The following is a 23,002-nucleotide window of genomic DNA, read 5'->3' on the forward strand; positions in this document are numbered from 1 at the left end:
CTCAGGAGGCGAGCGAGGCCCCGGGGATCGCGGCGAGCAACTCCCGGGTGTACGGATGCTGCGGCGTGTCGAAGATGCTCTCCGGGGTGCCGCTCTCGACCACGATGCCGCGCTGCATGACGTGCACCTCGTCGGAGATCATGCGCACGACGGCGAGGTCGTGGCTGATGAAGAGGTAGCTGAGCCCGAGGCGCTTCTGCAGGTCGGCGAGGAGGTCGAGGATCTGCGCCTGCACCAGCACGTCGAGCGCGGAGACCGCCTCGTCCAGCACGACGAGCTCGGGCTCCAGGGCCAGGGCGCGGGCGATCGCGACACGCTGCCGCTGTCCGCCGGAGAGCTCGTGCGGCAGCCGCTCGGCCATGACCGCGGGCAGGGCGACCTGCTCCAGGAGCTCCAGGACGCGGGCGTGCCGGGAGGCCGCGGTGCCGATCCGGTGCACGCGCAGCGGCTCGGCGATCGACTGCTCCACGGTGTACCGCGGGTCGAGCGAGGCGTAGGGGTTCTGGAAGACGGGCTGGACGCGGCGGCGCAGCGCGAAGAGTGCCTTGCGGCGGAGGGTCGTCAGGTCGGTGCCGTCGAAGAGGATGGACCCGGAGGTCGCGTCCTCCAGCCCCAGCACCATGTTCGCCGTGGTGGACTTGCCGGAGCCCGACTCGCCCACGATGGAGACGGTCGTGCCGCGGCGGATCGAGAAGCTCACGCCGTCGACCGCCGTGAAGGTCTGCGGCTCCCCGGCCTTCGCGTTCCGGAGCGGGAACTCCTTGCGCAGGTCGCGGATCTCGACGAAGGGCACGGCGTCGGCGGCGATCTCGCGTGAGGGCAGGGCGTCGCGGCGGGACGCCAGGCTCGGCGCGGCCGCGAGCAGCTGCCGGGTGTACTCGTGCTGCGGGTTCCCCAGGACCTGCGCCGAGGTCCCCTCCTCGACGACACGGCCGCGGAACATCACGACGATCCGGTCGGCGCGCTCGGCGGCGAGAGCGAGATCGTGGGTGATGAGGAACACCGCGGTGCCCAGCTCGTCGGTCAGCTGATCGAGCTGGTCGAGGATCCGCCGCTGCACGGTGACGTCGAGCGCCGAGGTGGGCTCGTCGGCGATGAGCAGCCGCGGTTTGCAGGCGAGTCCCATCGCGATGAGCACGCGCTGCCGCATGCCGCCGGAGAACTCGTGGGGATACTGGGTCGCCCGGCGGGCGGCATCGGGGATCCCGACCATCTCCAGAAGCTCGACCACGCGGGCCTTCGTCGCGTCGCCGCTGGTATGCCCGTGGACTTCGAGCGCCTCCCCGATCTGCTCGCCGACGCGCATGAGGGGATTGAGGTTCGACATCGGGTCCTGCGGCACGAGGCCGATTCCGGCCCCGCGGAGGGACACCATCGCGTTCTCGGGGAGGTCGGTGAGCTCGCGGCCGTCGAATCGGATGCTGCCCGCGGTGATGACGCCGTTCTCGGGCAGCAGACGGTTGACCGCAGCCGCCGTGGTGGATTTCCCGGAGCCGGACTCGCCGACCACGGCGACCGTCTCCCCGGCGGCGATGTCGATCGAGATGTCGCTGATGGCGGTGACCAGCTCGGAGCCGGTCCGGAAGGCGACCGCGAGGCCGTCGATGCTCAGCACGGGCGGAGTGGTGCTCATGGGGTACTCGTTCCTTCGGGGTCCAGGAGTGCGGGCAGCGCTGCGCGCCAGAGGGTCTCGGTGGGGGCGACCTCGCTCGCGAACAGCCGGTTCGCGAGCAGGACGACGGCGGTTCCGGTGGCGGGGACCACGCCCAGGGCGCAGCCGGTGTATCCGGGGTGCCAGAGCATCCGGACCGGTCGTCCGCCCGCGGTGACGGTGTCGCTGCGCCAGCCGAGCGCCTGACCGGGGTCGGGGCCGTCGCGGAACAGCTCGGCCACGAGTGCCGGGTCCCAGAGGTCCGGGTGCGCGTCGGCATCGGCGAGCGCGACGCCGAGAGTGAGCAGGTCGTCGACCGTGCCGAAGAGGCCGGCGTGCCCGGAGACGCCGCGCAGGGCGTGGAAGCAGTTGCCGTCGTTGACGACACCGGTGATCTCCCCCTCACGCCAGGGGAAGTGCCGACGAGAGGTGAGGATCGGGTAGGGCGTGCCGGTGGCGACCATGCGTCGCTCGGCGGCATCCCCGTCGCCCGCGGATGACGCGACCGGACCGGAGACGGGCCCGTAGCCCGTGCGTGTGAGACCGAGGGGCTCGGTCACGAGCTCGCGCACGGCGGCGACGAGGGGGAGGCCGGTCGCGGCGGCGATGAGGCGGCCGAGGATCAGGAAGCCCAGGTCGGAGTAGTGCCGCCCTTCATCCACGCCGTAGCGGAGCGGGAGAGCGTCTGCGGCGGCCGCACCGTCGGCGTGCGCGCCGTCGAGGTACAGCGGCTGCCATTCCCACAGTCCCGCCCGGTGCAGCAGCAGATGGCGCACGGTGGTCCCTGGTGCGCAGGCGGCGCCGGCGACGAAGCGGTCGACCGGATCGTCGAGTCGGAGGTCGCCCCGGGAGGCCAGCCGGAGGATAGCGGTGGTGGTCCCGGCGACCTTGGTGACCGAGGCGAGGTCGAACGCGGTGTCCGTCGTGACCGGCGTCCCCGCGAGGTCGGCGAAACCGCCGGCGGCCGTGTCCCGGCTCGTGCGGGTGGCGACACCGGCGACGGCTCCCCGCGGCGCGGTCGGCCCGGCGAGGACGGCGGCGATCGCCTCGGCGGCGCTCATACGAGAACCCCCGTCCGGGAGCGGTCGAGCAGCACCTCGGCATCGGGGGCGATCCCGGTGATCCCCAGTCCTGCGGCCGGGGCGAGGGTGAGCCACTCCGCGTCGGCGGTGAGCCCTCCGGTCACCGGGGAGCGGCGCAGCCACGATGCCGCGTCGAGGTCGTGCACGACGTCCGGAGCGACGGCGGCGGCGAGATGCGCCGCGGCGGCCACACCCACGTGCGACTCCATCATGCAGCCCACGACGACGCCGAGGCCGGCGGAACGGGCGGCCTGCACGCAGGCGAGCGCCTCGCTCAGCCCGCCGGTCTTGGCGAGCTTGACGTTCACGAGCCCGGCAGCCCCGCGCGCGGCGATGTCGCGGACATCCTGCGCGGTGCGGACCGACTCGTCCGCCATGATCGGGGTGTCGACGGCCGCGGTCACCACCGCCAGCGCGTCGAGGTCGCGCGCGGCGACGGGCTGCTCGACGAGCTCGAGTCCGAGACCGGCGTCCTCCGCCGCCCGGATGACGCGGATCGCGGTCCCGGCGTCCCACGCCTGGTTCGCGTCCACGCGCAGGGCGATGTCGCCGCCGACGGCGGCACGGACGGCCTGGAGCCCCGCGACCGTGTCGTGGTCCTGGGACGCCTTGATCTTGAGGCAGCGGAATCCCGCCGCCGCATGTTCGGCGGCGGCCGCGGCCAGCGCGGCCGGCTCCGCCACCGACAGCGTCATGTCGGTGCGGATGCGCGCGGGCGCGGCCCCGTCCGGGGCGAGCGTCTGTGCGAGCGGCTCGTCTCGGTGCTGCGCGGTGAGGTCGGCGAGCGCGCACGCCACCGCGCTGCGTGCGGCGGCGTTGCCCCAGGCGGCCGCGGCGAGGGCGTCCGGCAGCCCGGGATCGTCGACCGAGCGCCTGAGCGCGGCGTCCGCGAGGGGACCGGCGACCACAGCCGCCACGCTCTCGGGGCTCTCCCCGGTGACGCGCCAGCTCGTCGCGGCCTCCCCGTATCCGCGGCGGCCGTCGGCGTCGGTCACCTCCACGAGCACGACGTCGAGGTGGGCCGTGCGACGGACGGCCGTGACGAAGGGGCGGGCCAGCGGCGAAGGCACCCGCAGCACGCGTATCCGTTCGACGACGGTCACGATCCCGCCGCCTCCGTGAGGGTGAGGGAGTCGATGGCCGCCACCGGCTCGGGCATCTGCAGCGGACCGGCGCCGGGCGTGATCGTGCCGAGGATGCGCGGCTCGCGCGCCCCCGTCCCGCCGGGGACGATCGCGGGGACGCCGTGCAGGGTCGACCAGCCGATGAGCGCGAGGAGGATGGCCTCCTTGCTGTCGGCGGGGGCGCCGAGCTCGTCGGCCAGCACGACCTCGGTCTGCGGCAGCGCGGTCCGCAGCCCCTCCAGGAGCAGTGGGTTGCGGCAGCCGCCGCCGGACACCGCGAGGAACCCGATCCCGGCGGCCTCGACGTCGCGGGCGACCGTGCGGACCGTGAGCTCGGTGAGCGTGCGCACGACGTCGGGGACCGCGATCTCGCGTCCCTGCGCCGCGAGGTGCTCCTGTACGTAGGTGAGGTGGAAGTGCTCCTTGCCGGTGCTCTTCGGCGGGGTGAGGGCGTAGTAGGGGTCCGCGAGCATGGCGTCCAGCAGCGCCTCGTCGACCCGTCCGGTCCGGGCGATCGCCGCATCGTCGTCATAGCCGAGCGGGTTGAGATCGTGCGCGACGATGACCGCGTCGACCAGCGCGTTCGCGGGGCCGATGTCGTAGGCGACGAGGCCGTCCGGGCGGACGACGGTCATGTTCGAGATGCCACCGAGGTTCAGCGCCGCCGAGACGCCGGCGCGGCCGCGGAGCAGCAGCTCGTCGAGGAACGACACGAGCGGCGCGCCGTGGCCGCCCGCGGTGATGTCGCGGATACGGATGTCGGAGACGACGGGCACGCCGGTCTTCTCGGCGATCCAGGCGGGCTGCCCGATCTGCAGAGTGCCGAGCGCGTGCGCGCCGTCGACCCAGTGGTACACGGTCTGGCCGTGCGAGCACACCGCGTCGACGCCGCCGACCTCTGCCGCGATGTCGGCCGCCACGTCGGCGAACGCCTGCCCGATGAGGGTGTCGAGCTCGGCCACCTCGGCCAGGGTGGTCTGCGCCGGGGGCAGCGCGGCGATGAGGCGTGCCCGCAGCTCGGGATCGTAGGGGATGCTCGTGGAGGCGAGCACCGTGCCCCGGAGGTCGACGCCGTGCGCCGTGAAGCCCCCGTTGGTGGCGAAGTCGACGACGGCGGCGTCGATCCCGTCGTGCGAAGTGCCGGAGATCAGTCCCAGGACGCGCATCAGTTCTCCTCCAGTGCGGTGCGCAGACGGCCGCCTGCTGCCGCGAGTCGGTCGGTGGCCGCGGCGAGGTCCTCCCCGCGGCGGATCATGATCGAGGCGAGCTTCACATCCCACCCGGAGCTCTCCAGCGCGGCGGCCGCCGTGTCGCGATCGACAGCGGCGATCGTCCGCACCATGCGGATCGCCCGCTCGCGGAGCTTGTGGTTCGTGGCCTTCACGTCGACCATCAGGTTGCCGTAGGCCTTGCCGTTCCTCACCATCGCGAGGTCGAGAACATGTTCAGGACGAGCTTCTGCGCCGTGCCGGACTTGAGGCGCGTGGAGCCGGCGAGCACCTCGGGGCCGACCTCGACCTCGATGCCGTGCTCGGCGACCGCGCTCAGCGCGGTGCCGGTGTTGCACGACAGGCCGACGCTGAGCGCCCCGCGCTCCCGCGCCCTCCGGACGGCGGCGACCACGTACGGCGTGCGGCCACTGGACGCGATGCCGATCACGGTGTCGAGCGGGCCGATGCCCGCGGCGTCGATGGCCGCGGCACCGGCCTCCGCGTCGTCCTCCGCGCCTTCGACGGGGTTCACGATGGCTCCGGGACCGCCGGCCATGATCGCGAACACCAGCTCCGGCGGGGTGCTGAACGTGGGCGGGCACTCGGAGGCGTCGAGCACGCCGATGCGTCCGGGGGTGCCCGCGCCGACGTACACCAGACGTCCGCCCTGCGCCATGCGCGCGGCCGTCTGCTCGATCGCCGGGACGATCTGCGGAAGAGCGCGCTGCACGGCCGCGGGCACGGTGGCGTCGGCCTCGTTCATTGTCTGCGCGAGCTCGGCCACGCTCATCTGATCGAGGCGGGCGTAACGGGGGTCGCTCGCCTCGGTGGCGAGGGCGCCGAGGTCTTCCGCGATCATCGCTTGCCCCGGTTCCGCGGGTCGAGGCTGTCGCGCAGCCCGTCGCCCAGCAGGTTCAGGCCGACGACGAGGAGAACGACGATCACGCCGGGGGCGATCATGGTCCACGGGGCGATCGTGACGAGGGTGCGCGCCTCGAAGATCATCGAGCCGAGCGAGGGCGCCGGCGGCGGCGTGCCGAGTCCGAGGAAGCTCAGCGAAGCCTCCGTGAGCACCGCCCAGGAGAGGGAGAGCGTGACCTGCACGATGATGATCGAGGTGATGTTCGGCAGCACGTGGCGGAACATGGTCGCCATGCGGCTCTGCCCCGTGCTCTTGGCCGCCTTGACGTACTCCACCTCGCGCAGCGACAGCACCGGTCCACGCGTGACGCGGATGAAGATCGGCACGTAGACGATCGCGATGGCCACGGCGATCGTGAACCAGTTGCGGTCGAACACCGACGCGAGCGACAGGGCGAGCAGCAGCGGCGGGAAGGCGAACAGCACGTTGGTGACAGCCGTGATCGCCCCGTCCGAGAAGCCGCGGTAGAAGCCGGCGATGAGGCCGCAGACGGTGCCGACCACGGTCGCGAACGCCACGGCGACCACGGAGATGAGCGCCGAGTTCGCGACGCCGGCGGCGACCCGCGAGAACACGTCGCGACCGAACTGGTCGGTGCCGAACCAGTGCACCGCGGACGGCGGCTGCAGCCGGGACGGCGGATCCTGCGCGAGCGGGTCGAACGGCAGCAGGCCGAACGCCGAGATGAGGCTCAGCACCGCGAGCAGCACGACGATGATGAGGCCGGCGAGGCCGCTGCGGCTGCGCAGCAGGAGACGCACGCGCTCCATGGTGCGTCCGCCGCCGGGGGCGATGGTCGGGGTCTGAGAGATGTCGGTCATGCGGCACGCACCCGAGGATCGATGACCCGGTAGAGCAGGTCGGTGAGCAGGTTGACGATGACGAAGGCGAGCGCGATCACCAGCACGGTGCTCTGCACGAGCGCGTACTCCTTCTGCTGGATGCCGAGCAGCACCTGGCGCCCGATCCCGGGGAGCGAGAAGATCTGCTCCACCACGACGGCGCCGCCGAGCAGGTATCCGAACTGCAGACCGGTCATCGTGACGATGGGCACCAGGGCGTTGCCGAGCACGTGGCGCACCTGCAGTCGGCGCGGGGGCACGCCCTTCGCCCTGGCGGTGCGGATGAAGTCGTTGGAGCGGATCTCGAGCACCGCGGTGCGGGTCGTGCGCATGATCGGTGCGGCGATGCCGAAGCCGAGCACGATCGAGGGCAGCAGCATCTGCTGGAGGTTCAGCAGCGGGTTCTCGAAGAGCGTGGCGTACGCCTGCCCGTTGGGGTTGAACCCGAAGGACTGGGCGAGGATCGCGAGCAGCGCGGTACCGAGCAGGAAGGCGGGGATCGAGAGCCCGGCGAGCCCGACGACCTGGCCGACGCCGTCGCGGAACGAGTCGGGCTTCGAGGCGGAGAGCATGCCGAGCGGGATGCCGATGGCCAGCGCGATCACGATGGAGATGATCGCGAGCTCGAAGGTGACGGGGAGCGCGGCGGCGGTGAGGTCGAGGACGCTCGTCTGCGCCCGGGAGGAGAAGCCGAGGTTGCCGGTGAAGATGTTGCCGAGCCACGAGAAGAACTGCACGACGAGCGGCTGGTCGAGGCCGTAGTACGCCTCGAGGGCGGCGCGCTGCGCCGGAGTGAGGGCCGCCGCCTCGGTACCGAGACCGGAGCTGATCTGGTCGCCGGGGATGGCGCGCAGCATCAGGAAGACGAAGACGGCGACGCCGAAGAGGGTGCCGAGGGCTGCGAGGATGCGTCGCAGCACGCTGTTGCGGAGGAGCTGTCTGAACATGCGCGTGGGAGAGGTGCCTGTCGTCGGGGAGCCGAGGGGGCGCGGGTGTCCGCGCCCCCTCGTTCCGCTACTGGATGGAGGTGGTCCGCAGGTACTGCAGCGAGCCGTTCGCCATCGGGGTGAAGCCGTCGACGGTCGAGGCCGTCGCGGTGTAGGTGTAGCTGGTGAACAGCCAGATCCAGGCGGCGTTGTCCTCGAGGTTCTCGGAGACCTGCGCGTAGATGTCCTTGCGCTTCTCCGGGTCGGCTGTCTCGCGTCCCTCGGCGAACAGGGCGTCGAGCTCAGGCGAGGAGTACCCTGCGACCTGGTTCAGGTTGCCGGTGCTGGTGAAGTAACGACCGTACATGCCGTCCGGGTCCGGGCGTCCGCCGTTGAGGGCGACCGCGGCGTCGAAGTCGGCCGCGATCCAGCGGTCCACGAACGCGCCGGACTCCAGCACCTCCAGGTCGAGCGTGATGTTCGCATCGGCGAGCTGCGCCTTGAGGTTCTGCGCCTCGTTGACGGAGGTGGCGTACTCGCCCTGCGACACGATCGTCTTGACGGTGACGCCGTCCTCCTTGCCGGCCTTCTTCAGGTACTCGGCCGCCTTGTCGAGGTCGCGCTCCGGGCACGGGCGCGCGTCGGGGTCGGACTTGAAGGCGGGAGAGGTGATCGGACCGGTGACCTCGCCCTCCCCGAGCGCGGCGGTGTCGAGCACCTCCTGGCGGTCGATCGCGCACTGCATCGCGAGGCGCACGTTCACGTCGGCGAGGTCGCCGCGCTGTGCGTTCAGCTGCAGGGCGTGGTAGCTGAGCTGCGGGGTGGTGGCGACCTCGACGTTCGCACCCTCGGCCGTCTGCGCGACGAGCGGGTCGTCGAACACGGCCAGCTGCACGTTGCCGGACTGCATCGCCGACACGATGGACGACTCGTCGGGGATCACGCGGAACTCGACGGTGTCGAGCAGCGCGGTGTCGCCCCAGTAGTCGTCGTTCTTGGCCAGGGTGAGCGACTGGCTCGCCTTCCTGTCCTCCAGCACGAACGGGCCGGTGCCGTTCGGAGTGGTGTTGAGCGCCTCCTCGGTGTCGTCCGACGAGAGCATCGCCATGTTGATCACGGCGAGGTTCGCCGGCAGCGCGGCGTCGGGGGCGCTGAGGGTGAGGGTGACGGTGCTCTCGTCGGTGGCCTCGACCGCGGCCACCGAGGCGAGCGAGCTCGCGGCCACCGCGGCGGTCGCCTCGTCGGCGATGGCGTCGAGCGAGTACTTCACGTCAGCGGAGTCGAACGCGCTGCCGTCCGCGAACGTGACGCCCTCGCGGAGGTGGAGGGTGACCGTCAGGCCGTCCTCGGAGACGTCCCACGACTCGGCGAGACCGGGGACGACGTTGAGCTCCTCGTCGAACTCGGTCAGCGTGCCGTACAGGTTCTGCAGGACGTTGACCGCCTGGAACTGGGTGGCCTTCCACGGGAAGAGCGTGTCGGGATCGCTCGTGACGCCGATGACGAGGTCGCCGCCGGCGGCGCCCGATCCACCGTCGGACGGGTTGGATGCGGGCGCGGAACACCCGGTGATGACGAGCGCCGCGGCGAGGCCCGTGGCGGTGAGGGCGCCGAGGGACGCCCACCGTGCTGTGCTCATGCTGTTTCCTCCTGGCTGGGACCGCGTCGCCCTGGCTCGGATCAGGCGGTGCTGCCTGATGCCCCGCGAACATCGTCGGTCTGGGTAAGTACCAAAAGTACACGAAAGTACCTACGCGTGTAACAGAAGTTCCTCTAGTGTTATGAACACCGATCGGAGACCCCATGCCCCACGATGCCGCCCGCGACGATGCCGGCACCCACCTCGTGCTCGTGCGGATGCGCGCCCTCCGCCCCGAACTCCGTCCGAGCGAACAGCGCATCGCCGACCTGTTCCTCGCCGACCCCGCCGGAACCGCCGGGCTCTCCGTCGCGGAGCTCGCGCACCGCTGCGACACCTCGACCACGTCCGTCGTGCGGTTCTGCAAACGACTCGGGTACGAGCATGTGCGCGAGTTGCGCAACCACGTGCTGCGGGAGGTCGAGCGCGAGACGTTCGACACCGCCGCACTCCCCGCCGTGTCCGGCGACATCGACCGCAACGACACCCTCGCCGACATCGTCGCGAAGGTGTCGCTCGCCGAGACGCTCTCCCTCGCCGACACCGCCAAGGTGCTCGACACCGAGGCGCTCCGCGCCACGGTCGAGGCGATCACCTCCTCGACCCGGGTGGACATCTTCGGCGTGGGCGCGAGCTCCATCGTCGGGCTCGACCTCCAGCGCAAGCTCACCCGGATCGGGCGGACGGCGTTGGAGTGGTCCGACCCGCACGCCGCGTGGACCTCGGCCGCCACCCTCGGGCCGGGGAACGTCGCGATCGCCGTCTCGCACACGGGCGCCACGACCGACACCATCGAGTTCCTCCTGCTCGCCCGGCAGGCGGGCGCGACGACCATCGCCATCACCAACCACGCCGGCTCCCCGCTCGCCGGTCAGGCCGACATCGTGCTGACCACCGCGGCGCGCGAGACGGGCTTCCGCTCCGGGGCCCTGGGCAGCCGGATCGCCCAGCTCATGGTCGTCGACTGCATCTTCATCGGGGTCGCGCAGTCCAACTACGACCGCTCGATGGAGGCCCTCCGCGACACCTTCGCCGCCGTGCATCACGTGCGCGCGGGCGGTGCCTGAGATGAGCGCGAGCCGACTCCGCGTCGGGCTGTTCACGGCGTTCGGCGGCCTCGGCGTGACCGCGGCGTTCGTCCCTGCCGTCCTCCCCTCCGCGGAGCGCACGACGGACGCCGACCTGAGTGCCGCCGTGCCCGTCCTCTTCGCGGGACTCCTCGTGGGCGTGCTGCTGTCGGGTCCGCTCCTCGTGCGCCGCCCACCCCGGACGACGCTCGTGCTGGGCAGCCTCCTGCAGGCGGCCGCCATCGTCGGTGTCGCCCTCGCGACGGATCCGGGCGCCTTCATCGCGGCCGCCGCGCTCGCGGGGCTCGGGTTCGGTCTCGTCGAGGCAGCGGGCTCCGTGGCCGCCAAGGCAGCCAGCACCGAAAGCGCGACCGGGGTGCTGAGCGCCCTGATGGGCACGGTCGCCGTGTGCGCCGCCGTCACACCGCTCGTGGTGGCGCTCGGGGCCGGTTCCCGTCCGGCTCTGGCGCTGCTCGCGACCGTACCCCTGGCGACTGTGGCGGTGCTCGCCGGCGCCACCACTCTCGCCCGTTCGACCGAGCCCCCGGCGCGACGGGACGCCCGCTCCCTGCTCGTCCTCCTCCCCTTCGCGCTGGCTCTGCCGCTCTACGTCGGCGTGGAGACCGTCCTGTCCGGCTGGTCGGCCGTGATCCCGGAGCGGGCTCTCGCTATCGAGCCCGCCGCCGCCGCCCTCGGCACCTCCGCCTTCTGGGCGCTGATGGCCGTCGGCCGCTTCGGCGCCGCCGCGCTCCGGCGCGCGGCGGTTCCGCCGCTCGCGCTGCTGGCGACCGCGACGGGGGCTGCCGCCGTCCTCCTGGTGCTCGCCGGCGTGCTCCTCGGCGATGAGCCGGTCGCGGCGCTGATCATCCTCGCCGTCGTGGTGGTCCTGCTGGCCCCGAGCTACGGACTCATCCTCGGGCTCGCGCTCGACCGTCTCGATCCGGTCCGCAGCGCCGCGGTCACCGGGGCGCTCGTGGCCTGCGGCGCGGTCGGCGGCACGTTCGTGCCCACGCTCGTCCTGCTGATCGGGCGCGACCCGGCGTCGAGCGTCACCTTCCTCGTGTCCGCCGTGGTGTGCGCGGCCATCCCCGTGCTGATGCTCGTGACGTCGCGCTCCGGACGCCCCGTCCCGGCGCTGCGGTGACGCACTCTTCCTCCCCCATCGGGTCCGCACGCGACCTCTTCACAGATGCCGGAATTCCGACCGGCGCCCGCACGCCGACCACGTATCGTCGAAGCCACACCCGCACCGAGGAAGGGAGCACCGTGTCCGCGGACACCGTCACGATCATCGTCAGCGCGATCGGCATCGTGCTCACCCTCGGCGCGAGCCTGTTCGCGGCAGGGGCGTGGATGATCCGTCGCATCGACGAGCGTCTCGGCACCGTCGACCACCGGCTCTCCACACGCATCGGCTCCGTCGAAGGAAGGCTCGGCCCCCGCATCGACACCGTCGAAGAGAAACTCACCGCACGCATCGACACCGTCGAAGAGAAACTCACCGCACGCATCGACACCGTCGAAGAGAAACTCACCGCACGCATCGACACCGTCGAGGAGAAACTCACCGCACGCATCGACACCGTCGAGGAGAAGCTCGGCGCCCGCATCGATGCGGTGGCGGCGGACGTCACGGACCTGAAGATCGCCGTCGCCCGGCTCGAAGGGCCCCCGCGACGCCTGCTCGTGTCCGGAAGCTGAGCCTCCCGTCAGCGCAGGACGAGGGCGGCGGCGCCGATCAACGGCCCCTCGTCGCCCAGGCCCGAGCGGACGACGCGGGTGCGACGCGAGTATTCGTGCACGGCGCTGGCGGTGAGAGCCTGCTGGACGAGGTCGATGTAGTCCGCCGACACCTGCGAGAAGCCCCCGCCGATGGCGACGACATCGAGGTCGACGAGGGTGGCGGCATCGGCCAGCGCCTCCCCGACGGCGCGGGCCGAGCGCTCGATCGCCGCACGGGCGACGGCGACACCGGCCGCGGCATCCCGAGCCAGGTCCTCCCCGGTCGCGCCGGGCCAGCCCTGCTCCCGCGCCCAGGCGGCACTGGCAGGTCCGGAGGCGATCTCCTCGAGAGTGAGCCCGCCCTCGCGGCGCACCTGGCCGAGGTGCCCGGCGTTGCCGCTCGCCCCGGGCACATACGCACCGCCCACGACGAAACCGCCGCCGACGCCGGTGGACACGACGATCGACAACGAGGCTCCCGCCTGCTGCGTCGCCCCCAGCCACGACTCCGCGAGCGCGAGCGCGCCGCCGTCGTGGCCCAGGACCGCCGGGACCTCCCGGCCGAGTGCGGTCGAGGCCGCACGGGCGACCGCGTCGACGAGGCCGAAACCCCGCGCGAGGGGCATGTTCACCGGCAGGATCTCACCGCGGGTCCGATCCACGGGACCCGCGCTGCCGATCCCGGCGCCGACGAGCTCCGCGTCGGCGGGAAGGGCCGCGAGCGCATGCCGCACGATCGCGTCGACCGCCGCCGTCAACGACGCCGACGTCGCCTCACGGCCGGTGGGCTGCCGGCTGCGGCTGCCGGGGACGAGCGCGCCGTCGTCGGCGACGAGGGCGGCCTCCATCTTCGTGCCGCCCACATCGACGGCCAGCGCGTAGCGGGTCACTGCGGGTCGAGCCCGAGGTCGTCGAGGTCGAACGCCGCGCGCCACTCCAGGCCCTCGGCCTCGATGGCGGCCTGCGCACCGGTCTTGCGGTCGACGATCACCGCGACCGCGACGACGTCCGCGCCTTCCTTGCGCAGCGCCTCGACCGCCTTGAGCGCGGACTGCCCGGTGGTCGAGGTGTCCTCCAGCACGACCACCCTCTTGCCCTTCACGTCGGCGCCCTCGATCTGGCGACCGCGGCCGTGGTCCTTCGGCTCCTTCCGCACGACGAACGCGTCGAGCGGACGGTCTGTGCCGACCGAGGCATGCAGGACGGCGTTCGCGATCGGGTCGGCGCCGAGCGTCAGACCGCCGACGGCGACGACGTCGAGATCGGCGATCAGGTCGAGCATGATGCGGCCGATCGCCGGGGCGGCGCGGTGGTCGAGGGTGAGCTTGCGCATGTCGACGTAGTACGTCGCCTTCTTGCCGCTGGAGAGGGTGAAATCGCCGTGGAACACCGCCTCGTCCGTGATGAGGGCGAGGAGGGTCCGGCGGTCTGCGTCGAGTGCGGTCACGGCATCCAGTGTAGGAGGCACACCCTAGGCTGGACGCATGCGCTTGGCCACCTGGAACGTCAACTCCATCCGCACCCGCGTCACCCGCACCGTCGAGTTCGCCGTCCGTGAAGACATCGACGTGCTCGCGATGCAGGAGGTGAAGTGCAAGCCGGAGCAGTTCCCGTATGCGCCCTTCGAGGAGGCCGGCTACCACGTCGAGGTGCACGGCCTGAATCAGTGGAACGGCGTCGCGATCGCGAGCCGTCTGCCCGTCACCGATGTCCGCACCGCCTTCGACGGCATGCCAGGGTTCGCGAAGGGCCACGAGGGCCCCGACGCCCCGCAGGAGGCGCGCGCCCTGGGCGTCATGGTCGACGGCGTGCGCGTCTGGAGCCTGTACGTGCCCAACGGCCGCTCGCTCGACGACCCGCACTACGCCTACAAGCTGCACTGGCTCGAGCAACTCAAGCGGTCCACCGCGGCCGAGCTGTCGGCGAACCCCGACCTTCCGCTCGCCCTCGTCGGCGACTTCAACATCATCCCGTTCGACCATGACAACGGCGATCCCGACATCGTGGTCGGCCGCTCCACCCACGTCTCCCCCGCCGAGCGCGACGCGTTCTTCGCGCTGACCGACGCGGGCGTGACCGACGTCGTGCGCCCGCTGCTCCCCGAGGGCTACACCTACTGGGACTACCAGCGGTTGAAGTTCCCGCGCAACGAGGGCATCCGCATCGACTTCATCCTCGGCTCGAAGACGTTCGCCGATGCCGTCACCGGCGCGTCGATCCACCGCAATGAGCGCAAGGGTGAGCAGCCCAGCGATCACGTGCCCGTGGTGGTCGATGTGGACTTCGGCGGCGACGACGCCGACGACGACCTGCCGATGATCTTCTCCTGACCCTTCGACAGGCTCAGGCCCTTCGACAGGCTCAGGGACCCATCGCATGGCAGACTCAGGGACCCATTCCGTGCGGCTGATCGCGACCGACCTCGACGGCACCCTGCTCGATAGCTCGTCCACGGTGTCGCCGCGTACCCGCGCGGCGCTCGATGCCGCGCGGGATGCGGGCGTCGCGGTGGTGCCCGTCACCGCCCGCCAGCCCATCGGCCTTCGCGTGATCGCCGCCGACGCCGGATTCGACGGGTGGGCGCTGTGCGGCAACGGCGCGTACGCGACGCACCTCACCGAGGGCCGCATGCTGTTCGCCGAGGAACTGCCGCCCGCGACCCTTCGCACCGTCGCCGACGCGCTGCGCGCCAGCGTTCCCGGCCTGCTCTTCGCGAGCGTACGGGAGGGCGGCGAGACGTTCGTCGCGCAGCACGGCTACGCGACGATCGCGCAGCTGTCCGACCACAAGCGCGACCCCGCGACGATGGGCGGCGTCCCGCTGGACGAGGTGCTGGCCGCGCCGACGCTCAAACTCGTGATCCGGCACCCCGAGCTCGCGCCCGCCGCACTCTTCGAGACCCTGCGGTCCCTCGGGCTCACCGGCTTCGAGGCCACGCTGTCCGGCGCCCCGTTCGTCGAGGTCATGGCGCAGGGCGTCACGAAGGCCACGGGACTCGCGCGCCTCTGCACCCACCTCGGCATCGATCGCTCCGACGTCGTGGCGTTCGGAGACGCCCTCAACGATGTCGAGATGCTCCGCTGGGCCGGTCACGGCGTGGCGATGGCGCACGCGGAACCCGTCGTGCAGGAGGCCGCGGACGAGACCACCGCGACCAACGACGAGGACGGCGTGGCCCGCGTGATCGAGCGCCTGCTCGACTATCGGGCTATCGCCTCTCGGGCGAATACCTGACAAATCGATTCACCCGACACATCGATATTGCGGGCGGAGCATGCGGGTGGTCGTACCCGTCGCGTTCGCCACCGTCTGCACGTTCACCGTCCCCTCCAGGTTCGAGAACCACCACGTCAGCGTTGTGCCACCGCTACCGCAGAAGTGCGCCGACGAGAGTGAAGATGCCGAAGCCGATGAAGAGTATCCCGACGATGAGCATCCTCATCGGCGTCCTCCCGGGCGGCATCGCATCATCAGCTAACGGCTCCCCGTACATCCTCTCCACGCCGTGATGGAAGATCTGGGAAACAGACCTGCGGAAAATCATCAGGGCAAGCCCGATCACGATCAGTATCGGTCCGATCACTGACTCAGCAGACACGTGCAGTCCCGGGAGCGAAGCTCATAGGTGGTGCCATCGGAGAACTGCCACCCCGCACACGCCGTGCGGCAGCATCCTCCGCTTCATCCCGCGATGGACTGAAGTCAACGAAGGTCTCGTCACAGAACGGTTCGCGAAGCTCGGACCAGTCGGAGCCCGAGAACCGTCCTGCCCCAGGCAGGAAGACCGCTTCTCCGTCGACGCTACGAACGTGAAGTACACCGTCGTCGTCCACCTCCCAACGCGCATCGCCAGCATCTCCCTCGCTGGCGTCAGCGACACAAAGCCGGGCGTCAGCAGACGTCTCGATGTGCCCCAATGAGATTCCCGACAGCTGGGCAGTTCCGTCCGCGTAGAGCTCGATGGTTGTGTTGGCGGCATCCGGGACGTCTGGGTCCTTCGATCGCTGCCAGCTGATCGGGAACTCGAACTGATCGCCGGGCCCCGGTGTCTTCGTGAGAGCAGGAATGACCAAGACCGCGCATATCACCACGAGGAAGATGGCCACCCCCGCCCCCACTACTCCCCACAGCACGGTTCTATTCACTTGCACGCGATCTCTCCACAGTGCTTCAGAATGAAGTTGTAGTACTGAGTACTGGATCGTATTGCACTCGGCGCTCTTCATGTCGCTTCATAGTTCTGCCCTTCGCCGTCGTGTCCGTTCGCCCGGTTCTGGTCCGGCCGCGCGTCGACGCGCGGCGGTCGGAGACCGAGGAGCGCCACGGCCCCGGCTCCCGCCGTGAGCACCGCGATGACGCCGATTCCGACCGCCGGCACCGTCGCCGTCGCCACGGCCCCGGCGACCAACGGGCCACCCGCGTCGCCCAGCTCCCGGCCCAGTTCCGCACTGCCCATCGTGCGTCCCATGCGTTCCGCGGGCGTCGATGCCGCCAAGTGCGAGAACGCCACCGGCGTCGCCAGGCCCACCCCGGCGCCGACCAGCACGCCCGTGACGCACAGCACGATCGGCGTCACCCACAGCGCGGTGAGCCCGATGCCGAGGCCGATCAGGAGCAGCCCGCCGACGGCCCCGAGACGGACGGAGAGCCGACCGCGGTCGTGCGCCGCGCCGACGAACGGCTGCACGATGCTCGACACGATCGCCAGCACCGTGACGATCGCCATGCTGCCCACCGTGCCGAGCCCGGCCTGTCGCCCGAGCAGCGGGAGGAATCCCACGGCCACGGCGAGCGCACCGGTCGTGGCCGCCAGCACGAGGGTGGGGACGAGGAACCCAGGGGCGAGGAGCTCCCGGCCGAGGTCGACGAGCGTCACCCGCTTCCGCGGCAGCACGGGCACGGCGGGGACGGCGAGGAGCACCCATCCGGCTGCCGCGAGTCCGAGCACGGCGAGGGCCCAGAACAGGGCAGGGATCCCTCCCACCACCACGAGCACCGCGCCGAGCAGCGGGCCGAGCGCGTATCCGAGACTCTTCCAGGAGCCGTAGCGCCCGAAGTAGCGGCCACGGGACGCGTCGTCCGTCAACCGGGCCACCGCAGCGGACGAGGCCGGCGAGAACGCCGAGGCCGCGGCTCCCTGGCCGAAGCGCGCGATCACGAGACCGACCATGCCGGGGGCCTGAGCTCCGACCACCGAGAACGCGGCGAAGGCCAACAGCCCGCCGATGATCACGGGACGCACGCCGACCCGGTCGCTGAGGGCGCCGAAGAGCGGTTTCAGCAACACCTCGGCGAGGTCGTACAGCGCGAGCGTGAAGCCGAAGGCCAGCAGCGTCCAGCCGATGTCCTCGGTCTCGGCGCCGAGGGCCGCGGCGATGCCGTGCGCGCCGAAGGCGGTGGTGAACCCGGCGAGGTAGAGCGGTGCCAGGCGCGGGCGCGGCGAGGAGGTCACACCTGATCCTGGCAGACGTACCGCCCGCGTCCGTCGCACGGGGGATGCCGCGCGACAGTCCCCGCCCTACGGTGGAGGGATGGCCTTCACCCGGACGCCGACCCTGCGCGACCAGCGCGGCGACCTCCTCCTCGCGCTCGTCCTCTTCGTCGGTGCGATCCTCAGCGCGGCGCTCTCCTCCATCGCCCAGGTCTACGGCGACGAGCAGGCCCCGCTGTGGACCGCGCTCGTCTACGCCGTCGTCGTGGCGGCGCCGCTCGGGTTCCGCCGACGCTGGCCCGGCACCGTGGCCGTCGTGGTGTCGCTGGCCTACTTCACGGCTGTGACGATCCGAGTGCCGGAGATCTACGTCGGCAACATCGCGATGTTCATCGCGCTCTACACGGTCGGCGCCTGGATGAACGATCGCCGGAAGGCCCTCGTCGTCCGCGTCGCCATCATCGTCGGCATGTTCGTGTGGCTCCTCATCACCATGTACCGCGACGCCATCAGCGAGGCCGATAAGGCGGACGTCGTCGCCGGAGCCATGTCGCCCTACGTGGCGTTCATGCTCATCCAGATCCTCCTCAACGCCCTGTACTTCGGCGGTGCCTATTACTTCGGCGAGCGCTCCTGGGCGGCAGCCGAGCAGCGCACCGTGCTGGAAGAGCGCACCCGCGAACTGGAGCGCGAGCGCGAGGTCACCGCGGCGCAGGCGGTGGCCCTCGACCGGGTGCGGATCGCCAGGGAGCTGCACGACGTCGTCGCCCACCACGTGTCGGTGATGGGCGTGCAGGCGGGCGCCGCGCGCCTCGTGCTCGAGAGCGATCCTGCCCAGTCGGCGCGCATCCTCTCCGGGATCGAGTCCTCCGCGCGGGACGCGATCCAGGAGCTGCGCCAGCTGCTGGAGACGCTGCGCACTCCCGGCGGCGACACGACCGAGTCGGCGTCGACCGTCTCCCTCGACGACATCGCGGCGCTCGCGCAGGCATCGACCGAGGCGGGTCTCCCCACCGCGTACACCGTGATCGGCGATCCGGTGCCCGTTCCCTCGCTCGTCGCCGTGAACCTGTACCGGATCGCACAGGAATCGCTGACCAACGCCCGTCGGCACGCCGGACCGGGGGCGACCGCGGACGTGCGCGTGCGCTACGACGACGACGGCGTGGAGGTCGAGGTCGTGAACACCGGCCGCGCCATCGCCCAGCTGCGACCCGGTCTCGGACAGCTCGGGATGCGCGAGCGCGCGGCAGCCTCCGGCGGCACCGTCGAGGTCACTCCGCGCGTCGCCGGGGGTCTGCGGGTCCGGGCGCGGGTGCCGCTCGGCACGGCCGTGCCGGAGGGCGCACGATGACCGCGCCGATCCGAGTGCTCCTCGTCGACGACCACGCCCTCCTCCGCGCGGGATTCCGCACGATCCTCGACACCCAGCCCGACATCGCCGTCGTGGGCGAGGCCTCGACGGGAGCCGAGGCCGTCGCGCAGGCCGCCGCGCTGCGCCCCGACGTCATCACGATGGACGTGCAGATGCCCGACATGGACGGGATCGAGGCGACGCGCCGCCTCGTCGCCGACCCGTCGGTGGGCGCCGCGATCGCGATCGTGACGACGTTCGACCGCGACGACTATCTCTATCAGGCGCTCGAAGCCGGCGCGAGCGGATTCCTCCTCAAGAACGCGGGCGCCGAGGATCTCATCTCCGCGGTGCGCGCTCTCGCGGCCGGGGACGGCATGCTGGCACCCGAGGTGACCCGCCGCGTCCTCACCCGCTTCGCCGGAGCGACCCCGGAAGCCGGCGCCGCTCCCGCCCGCGCGGTGGCGAAAGCGCCCGCGACGGCCGTACTCGCGGAGCCGCTGACCGAGCGGGAGGCCGAGGTGCTGACCCTGCTCGCCGACGCCCGCAGCAACGCCGAGATCGCCCGGGCTCTGTTCATCGGCGAGGCCACCGTGAAGACCCATGTCTCGCGCATCCTCCAGAAGCTCGGTGCCAGGGACCGCGTGCAGGCCGTCGTGCTCGCGCATCGGATGGGGCTGGCCTGACCGGAGGCGGACCGCTCCCCCGCGATACTCTCGGAGCCATGCCCGCCGCCGTCCCCGTAACCCGTCCGATCGTCGCCGGGATCGTCACGGCACTGGTCGGGTTCACGAGCTCCTTCGCGGTGGTGCTCACGGGGCTCGACGCCGTGGGCGCGTCGGCGGCGCAGGCGGCCAGCGGACTCCTCGCCGTGAGCCTCGCGATGGGGCTCGCCTGCATCGTGCTGGCCTGGCGCTACCGGATGCCGATCACGGCCGCGTGGTCCACCCCCGGTGCCGCACTGCTCGTGGCGACCGGCAGCGTCGAGGGCGGCTGGCCCGCCGCCGTCGGAGCCTTCCTCGTGACGGCGTCCCTCATCCTCCTCACGGCGCTCTGGCCCGCGCTTGGCGCCCTGATCGCGCGGATCCCGCCGTCGATCGCGCAGGCCATGCTGGCAGGGGTGCTGCTGCCGCTCTGCCTCGCGCCGATCACCGGGGTCGTCGCGAACCCGTGGGGTGTGCTCCCGGTCGTGCTGACCTGGCTGCTCTTCGCCCGTCTGGCTCCCCGGTGGGCCGTGCCGCTGGCCTTCGCCGCCGCGGCCGCGGTCGTCGCTCTGTCGCTGGTCTCCGCCGGGACCCCCGTCGACCCGGCCGTCCTCCTGCCGCGGTTCGAGCTGACGATGCCGGCCTTCACGGTCGGGGCCCTGGTCGGCATCGCGCTTCCGCTGTTCATCGTGACCATGGCGTCGCAGAACGTGCCGGGTATCGCGATCATGCGCAGCTTCGGCTACAAGGTCCCGTGGCGTCCGGCGATGCTCGTGACCGGTCTCGGCACGGCGCTCGGCGCTCCGGCGGGCGGTCATGCGATCAACCTCGCCGCCATCAGCGCGGCCCTCGCCGCGTCCCCCGACGCCGACCCCGACCCCACCCGGCGCTGGCTCGCCGGTGTCTCGACCGGAGCGTCCTACCTCGTGCTGGGCGCGTTCTCCGCCGCCTTCGCCACGCTCGTCGTGCTCGCCCCGACGGCGGTGATCCCGGCGGTCGCGGGGCTGGCGCTGTTCGGCGCCTTCGGCGCGGCCGTCCAGCAGGCGATCGACGACCCCGGTGAGCGGCTCCCCGCGGTCGTCACGTTTCTCGTCGCCGCCTCCGGCATCGCGGTGCTCGGGGTGAGTGCGGCGTTCTGGGCGTTGGTCGCCGGCCTGCTCGTGCGCACGGTGCTGCACGTCGGCCGTCCGTCCCGCGGCTGATCCGTCGCAGTCCCCCCTGCGGGGGATGCCCCGCCCCGCCCGCACTCAATAGCGTGAAGATCATGCGGATCACCTTCGGACGGAGCACCACGACATGACAACCGGACTGCTGGAACTCTCCGGCATCACCAAGAGCTACGGCAGCCGCCGGGTGCTGGACGACGTGTCGTTCACGGTCGCGCCGGGCCGCCTCACCGGCTTCGTCGGCGGCAACGGCGCCGGCAAGACCACGACCATGCGCATCATCCTTGGCCTGCTGTCGTCGGACGGCGGACGGGTCGACCTCGACGGGGCGCCCCTCACCACCAGCGACCGCCGCCGCTTCGGCTACATGCCCGAGGAGCGCGGCCTGTATCCGAAGATGAAGGTCCTGGAGCAGATCGTCTACCTCGCGCGCCTGCACGGATTCAGCAAGCCGGAGGCGACGGAGCGGGCGACCGCGCTGCTCACGGAGCTCGGGCTCGGCGAGCGCCTCGACGACACGATCGAGTCGCTGTCACTGGGCAACCAGCAGCGCGCGCAGATCGCCGCGTCGCTCGTGCACGACCCCGAGGTGCTGATCCTCGACGAGCCCTTCTCCGGCCTGGACCCCCTCGCGGTTGACGTCGTCGCCGGGGTCCTGCAGGCCAGCGCGGCCCGCGGCGCCTCGATCCTCTTCTCCTCGCACCAGCTCGACGTGGTCGAGCGTCTCTGCGACGATCTCGTCATCCTCGCCGGAGGCACCATCCGGGCGGCCGGATCCCGGGACGGCCTCCGCGCCGAGCACGCCCGCGATCGGTACGAGCTGGTCTCCGCGGGGGACGCCGGGTGGCTGCGCACCGAGCCCGGGGTCACGGTCGTCGACTTCGAGGGCGGCTACGCGCTCTTCGACGCGGACGGCCCCGACACGGCCCAGCGCGTGCTGCAGTCTGCGGTCGCGCGCGGCGACGTCGCGAGCTTCGCACCCAAGCACCCCTCCCTCGCCCAGATCTTCAAGGAGGTCATCCAGTGAACGCCTCGACCCCCGCACGGAACGGGATCTGGCTGGTCGCCGAGCGGGAGATCGGCTCCAAGCTCCGCAGCAAGGCGTTCCTGATCTCGACCGGCATCCTGCTGCTCATCGCCCTCGCCGGCGTGCTGTTCGGCGGCTTCGCGAGCCAGAACAACGACGCCATGCCGGTGGCCGTGACCTCGGAGACCGCGGGCGCCGTGTCCGCCCTGCCCGACGTCGAGGTGACCGAGGTCGCCTCCCGCGCCGAGGCCGAGGAGCTGGTCCGCGAGGGCGACGTCGATGCGGCGGTGCTCGCGGGCGACAACGCCGCGGGCTACACGATCGTCGCCCTGGAGGATGCCCCCGGGTCGCTCGTGTCCGGGCTGTCGCTCTCGCCCGAGGTCGTCATCCTCGAGCCGGTGACCACCAACCCGCTGCTGCGCTACTTCATCGCGATCGCGTTCGGGCTCGTCTTCATGATGGCGGCGGCCACGTTCGGCGGCACCATCGCGCAGAGCGTGGTCGAGGAGAAGCAGACCAGGGTGGTCGAGGTGCTGCTGTCGGCGATCCCCGCGCGCACCCTGCTCGCCGGCAAGGTCATCGGCAACACGGTGCTCGCGATGGGGCAGATCCTCGCCCTCGCGGCCGTCGCCACCATCGGCCTCATCGTGACGGGTCAACGCGAGGTTCTGACCACCCTCGGCGCCCCCATCATCTGGTTCGCGGTGTTCTTCCTGTTCGGGTTCATCCTGCTCGCGGCGATGTTCGCGGCGGCCGCCTCCATGGTCTCCCGCCAGGAGGACATCGGCTCGACGACGACCCCCATCACGATGCTCATCATGGCGCCGTACGTGCTGGTGATCGTGTTCAACGACAACCCGTTGGTGCTGACGATCATGTCGTACGTGCCGTTCTCGGCTCCGGTCGGAATGCCGATGCGTCTCTTCGTCGGTGAGGCGCAGTGGTGGGAGCCGCTGCTGAGCCTCGCGATCCTCCTGGCGAGCTGCGTCGCGGCGATCGTCGTCGGCGCGAAGATCTACGAGAACTCCCTGCTCCGGATGGGCTCGCGGGTGAAGCTCGCCGAGGCTCTGCGCGGCTGACTCCCGAGACCCCGCTTTCGCGCCGAGACCCCCTGCTGCACGCGCGTGCAGCAGG

At 71.5% G+C, this 23,002-nt stretch carries 24 protein-coding genes; 10 read left to right on the forward strand and 14 right to left on the reverse strand.

The window, feature by feature from the left end; translation table 11 throughout:
- Position 1 precedes the first annotated feature (1 nt).
- From AC3B5L_RS15870 to AC3B5L_RS15910, 9 genes are all read right to left on the reverse strand, one after another.
- Positions 2 to 1,633: an ABC transporter ATP-binding protein gene (locus tag AC3B5L_RS15870; protein ID WP_490095967.1), complete on the reverse strand. Its 1,632-nt coding sequence runs from the start codon at positions 1,631 to 1,633 to the stop codon at positions 2 to 4.
- Positions 1,630 to 2,712, reverse strand: a complete 1,083-nt coding sequence (locus AC3B5L_RS15875; RefSeq protein WP_490095968.1) for a serine hydrolase domain-containing protein — start codon at positions 2,710 to 2,712, stop codon at positions 1,630 to 1,632. The genes AC3B5L_RS15870 and AC3B5L_RS15875 overlap by 4 nt, the downstream gene beginning before the upstream one ends.
- On the reverse strand, positions 2,709 to 3,836 hold the full coding sequence (locus AC3B5L_RS15880; protein ID WP_490095969.1) for an enolase C-terminal domain-like protein: 1,128 nt from the start codon (positions 3,834 to 3,836) through the stop codon (positions 2,709 to 2,711). Before AC3B5L_RS15880 ends, AC3B5L_RS15875 begins: the two co-directional genes overlap by 4 nt.
- Positions 3,833 to 5,023, reverse strand: a complete 1,191-nt coding sequence (locus tag AC3B5L_RS15885; RefSeq protein ID WP_259953857.1) for an anhydro-N-acetylmuramic acid kinase — start codon at positions 5,021 to 5,023, stop codon at positions 3,833 to 3,835. Before AC3B5L_RS15885 ends, AC3B5L_RS15880 begins: the two co-directional genes overlap by 4 nt.
- Positions 5,023 to 5,283, reverse strand: coding sequence for a hypothetical protein (locus AC3B5L_RS15890; protein WP_490095970.1), 261 nt, complete (start codon positions 5,281 to 5,283; stop codon positions 5,023 to 5,025). Before AC3B5L_RS15890 ends, AC3B5L_RS15885 begins: the two co-directional genes overlap by 1 nt.
- Positions 5,277 to 5,927 (reverse strand): N-acetylmuramic acid 6-phosphate etherase, encoded by a 651-nt coding sequence (locus tag AC3B5L_RS15895; protein ID WP_490095971.1) that lies wholly within the window; start codon positions 5,925 to 5,927, stop codon positions 5,277 to 5,279. The genes AC3B5L_RS15890 and AC3B5L_RS15895 overlap by 7 nt, the downstream gene beginning before the upstream one ends.
- A complete protein-coding gene (locus tag AC3B5L_RS15900) occupies positions 5,924 to 6,811 on the reverse strand; it encodes an ABC transporter permease (protein WP_312674752.1) in 888 nt (295 codons plus the stop codon). Before AC3B5L_RS15900 ends, AC3B5L_RS15895 begins: the two co-directional genes overlap by 4 nt.
- Positions 6,808 to 7,779, reverse strand: a complete 972-nt coding sequence (locus tag AC3B5L_RS15905) for an ABC transporter permease (protein ID WP_071329247.1) — start codon at positions 7,777 to 7,779, stop codon at positions 6,808 to 6,810. Before AC3B5L_RS15905 ends, AC3B5L_RS15900 begins: the two co-directional genes overlap by 4 nt.
- 67 nt (positions 7,780 to 7,846) lie before the next feature.
- Entirely contained in the window at positions 7,847 to 9,397 is a 1,551-nt protein-coding gene (locus AC3B5L_RS15910) for an ABC transporter substrate-binding protein (RefSeq protein WP_187662595.1), read from the reverse strand.
- A 164-nt stretch (positions 9,398 to 9,561) separates the two neighbouring features.
- Here AC3B5L_RS15910 and AC3B5L_RS15915 point away from each other — a divergent pair, with 164 nt between their 5' ends.
- From AC3B5L_RS15915 to AC3B5L_RS15925, 3 genes are all read left to right on the forward strand, one after another.
- Positions 9,562 to 10,464, forward strand: a complete 903-nt coding sequence (locus AC3B5L_RS15915) for a MurR/RpiR family transcriptional regulator (RefSeq protein ID WP_187662596.1) — start codon at positions 9,562 to 9,564, stop codon at positions 10,462 to 10,464.
- Between the two features lies 1 nt (position 10,465).
- Positions 10,466 to 11,608, forward strand: a complete 1,143-nt coding sequence (locus tag AC3B5L_RS15920; protein WP_370428984.1) for an MFS transporter — start codon at positions 10,466 to 10,468, stop codon at positions 11,606 to 11,608.
- Positions 11,609 to 11,730: 122 nt separating this feature from the next.
- On the forward strand, positions 11,731 to 12,165 hold the full coding sequence (locus AC3B5L_RS15925) for a hypothetical protein (RefSeq protein ID WP_490095972.1): 435 nt from the start codon (positions 11,731 to 11,733) through the stop codon (positions 12,163 to 12,165).
- 8 nt (positions 12,166 to 12,173) lie between these two features.
- On the opposite strand, the gene AC3B5L_RS15930 is transcribed toward AC3B5L_RS15925, so the two are convergent.
- Both AC3B5L_RS15930 and pyrE read right to left on the reverse strand, forming a co-directional pair.
- On the reverse strand, positions 12,174 to 13,076 hold the full coding sequence (locus AC3B5L_RS15930) for an ROK family protein (protein WP_370428982.1): 903 nt from the start codon (positions 13,074 to 13,076) through the stop codon (positions 12,174 to 12,176).
- Positions 13,073 to 13,633 (reverse strand): orotate phosphoribosyltransferase, encoded by a 561-nt coding sequence (gene pyrE / locus AC3B5L_RS15935; RefSeq protein WP_490095973.1) that lies wholly within the window; start codon positions 13,631 to 13,633, stop codon positions 13,073 to 13,075. Before pyrE ends, AC3B5L_RS15930 begins: the two co-directional genes overlap by 4 nt.
- 37 nt (positions 13,634 to 13,670) lie before the next feature.
- On the opposite strand from pyrE, the gene AC3B5L_RS15940 reads away from it, so the two are divergent.
- Together AC3B5L_RS15940 and AC3B5L_RS15945 are read left to right on the forward strand one after the other, a co-directional pair.
- The gene (locus tag AC3B5L_RS15940; protein ID WP_187662601.1) at positions 13,671 to 14,516 is read left to right on the forward strand and encodes an exodeoxyribonuclease III; all 846 of its coding nucleotides are present in this window, start codon (positions 13,671 to 13,673) and stop codon (positions 14,514 to 14,516) included.
- A 46-nt stretch (positions 14,517 to 14,562) separates the two neighbouring features.
- Positions 14,563 to 15,420 (forward strand): Cof-type HAD-IIB family hydrolase, encoded by an 858-nt coding sequence (locus tag AC3B5L_RS15945; protein WP_259953844.1) that lies wholly within the window; start codon positions 14,563 to 14,565, stop codon positions 15,418 to 15,420.
- 133 nt (positions 15,421 to 15,553) lie between these two features.
- Here the strand turns inward: AC3B5L_RS15945 and AC3B5L_RS15950 are convergent, their stop codons facing one another.
- Genes AC3B5L_RS15950 through AC3B5L_RS15960 form a run of 3 tightly spaced genes read right to left on the reverse strand, consistent with a single transcriptional unit; the run spans position 15,554 to position 17,638 of the window.
- Entirely contained in the window at positions 15,554 to 15,784 is a 231-nt protein-coding gene (locus AC3B5L_RS15950; RefSeq protein WP_313366521.1) for a hypothetical protein, read from the reverse strand.
- Positions 15,774 to 16,412, reverse strand: coding sequence for a hypothetical protein (locus tag AC3B5L_RS15955; RefSeq protein ID WP_490095974.1), 639 nt, complete (start codon positions 16,410 to 16,412; stop codon positions 15,774 to 15,776). The genes AC3B5L_RS15950 and AC3B5L_RS15955 overlap by 11 nt, the downstream gene beginning before the upstream one ends.
- Positions 16,409 to 17,638 carry an MFS transporter gene (locus AC3B5L_RS15960; RefSeq protein WP_259953840.1) on the reverse strand — a complete coding sequence of 410 codons (1,230 nt, stop codon included), beginning with the start codon at positions 17,636 to 17,638 and terminating at the stop codon, positions 16,409 to 16,411. The genes AC3B5L_RS15955 and AC3B5L_RS15960 overlap by 4 nt, the downstream gene beginning before the upstream one ends.
- A 79-nt stretch (positions 17,639 to 17,717) precedes the next feature.
- Here AC3B5L_RS15960 and AC3B5L_RS15965 point away from each other — a divergent pair, with 79 nt between their 5' ends.
- From AC3B5L_RS15965 to AC3B5L_RS15985, 5 genes are all read left to right on the forward strand, one after another.
- Positions 17,718 to 18,971, forward strand: a complete 1,254-nt coding sequence (locus AC3B5L_RS15965; RefSeq protein ID WP_259953838.1) for a sensor histidine kinase — start codon at positions 17,718 to 17,720, stop codon at positions 18,969 to 18,971.
- Positions 18,968 to 19,657, forward strand: a complete 690-nt coding sequence (locus tag AC3B5L_RS15970; protein WP_259953832.1) for a response regulator — start codon at positions 18,968 to 18,970, stop codon at positions 19,655 to 19,657. The genes AC3B5L_RS15965 and AC3B5L_RS15970 overlap by 4 nt, the downstream gene beginning before the upstream one ends.
- Before the next feature lie 38 nt (positions 19,658 to 19,695).
- Positions 19,696 to 20,877 carry a benzoate/H(+) symporter BenE family transporter gene (locus tag AC3B5L_RS15975; protein WP_280564539.1) on the forward strand — a complete coding sequence of 394 codons (1,182 nt, stop codon included), beginning with the start codon at positions 19,696 to 19,698 and terminating at the stop codon, positions 20,875 to 20,877.
- Positions 20,878 to 20,983: 106 nt separating this feature from the next.
- On the forward strand, positions 20,984 to 21,868 hold the full coding sequence (locus tag AC3B5L_RS15980; protein WP_187664243.1) for an ABC transporter ATP-binding protein: 885 nt from the start codon (positions 20,984 to 20,986) through the stop codon (positions 21,866 to 21,868).
- Positions 21,865 to 22,947: an ABC transporter permease gene (locus AC3B5L_RS15985; protein WP_187662608.1), complete on the forward strand. Its 1,083-nt coding sequence runs from the start codon at positions 21,865 to 21,867 to the stop codon at positions 22,945 to 22,947. Before AC3B5L_RS15980 ends, AC3B5L_RS15985 begins: the two co-directional genes overlap by 4 nt.
- The last annotated feature ends 55 nt before the right edge of the window (positions 22,948 to 23,002 follow it).

The organism is Microbacterium sp. C-MGS6 (assembly GCF_058140415.1).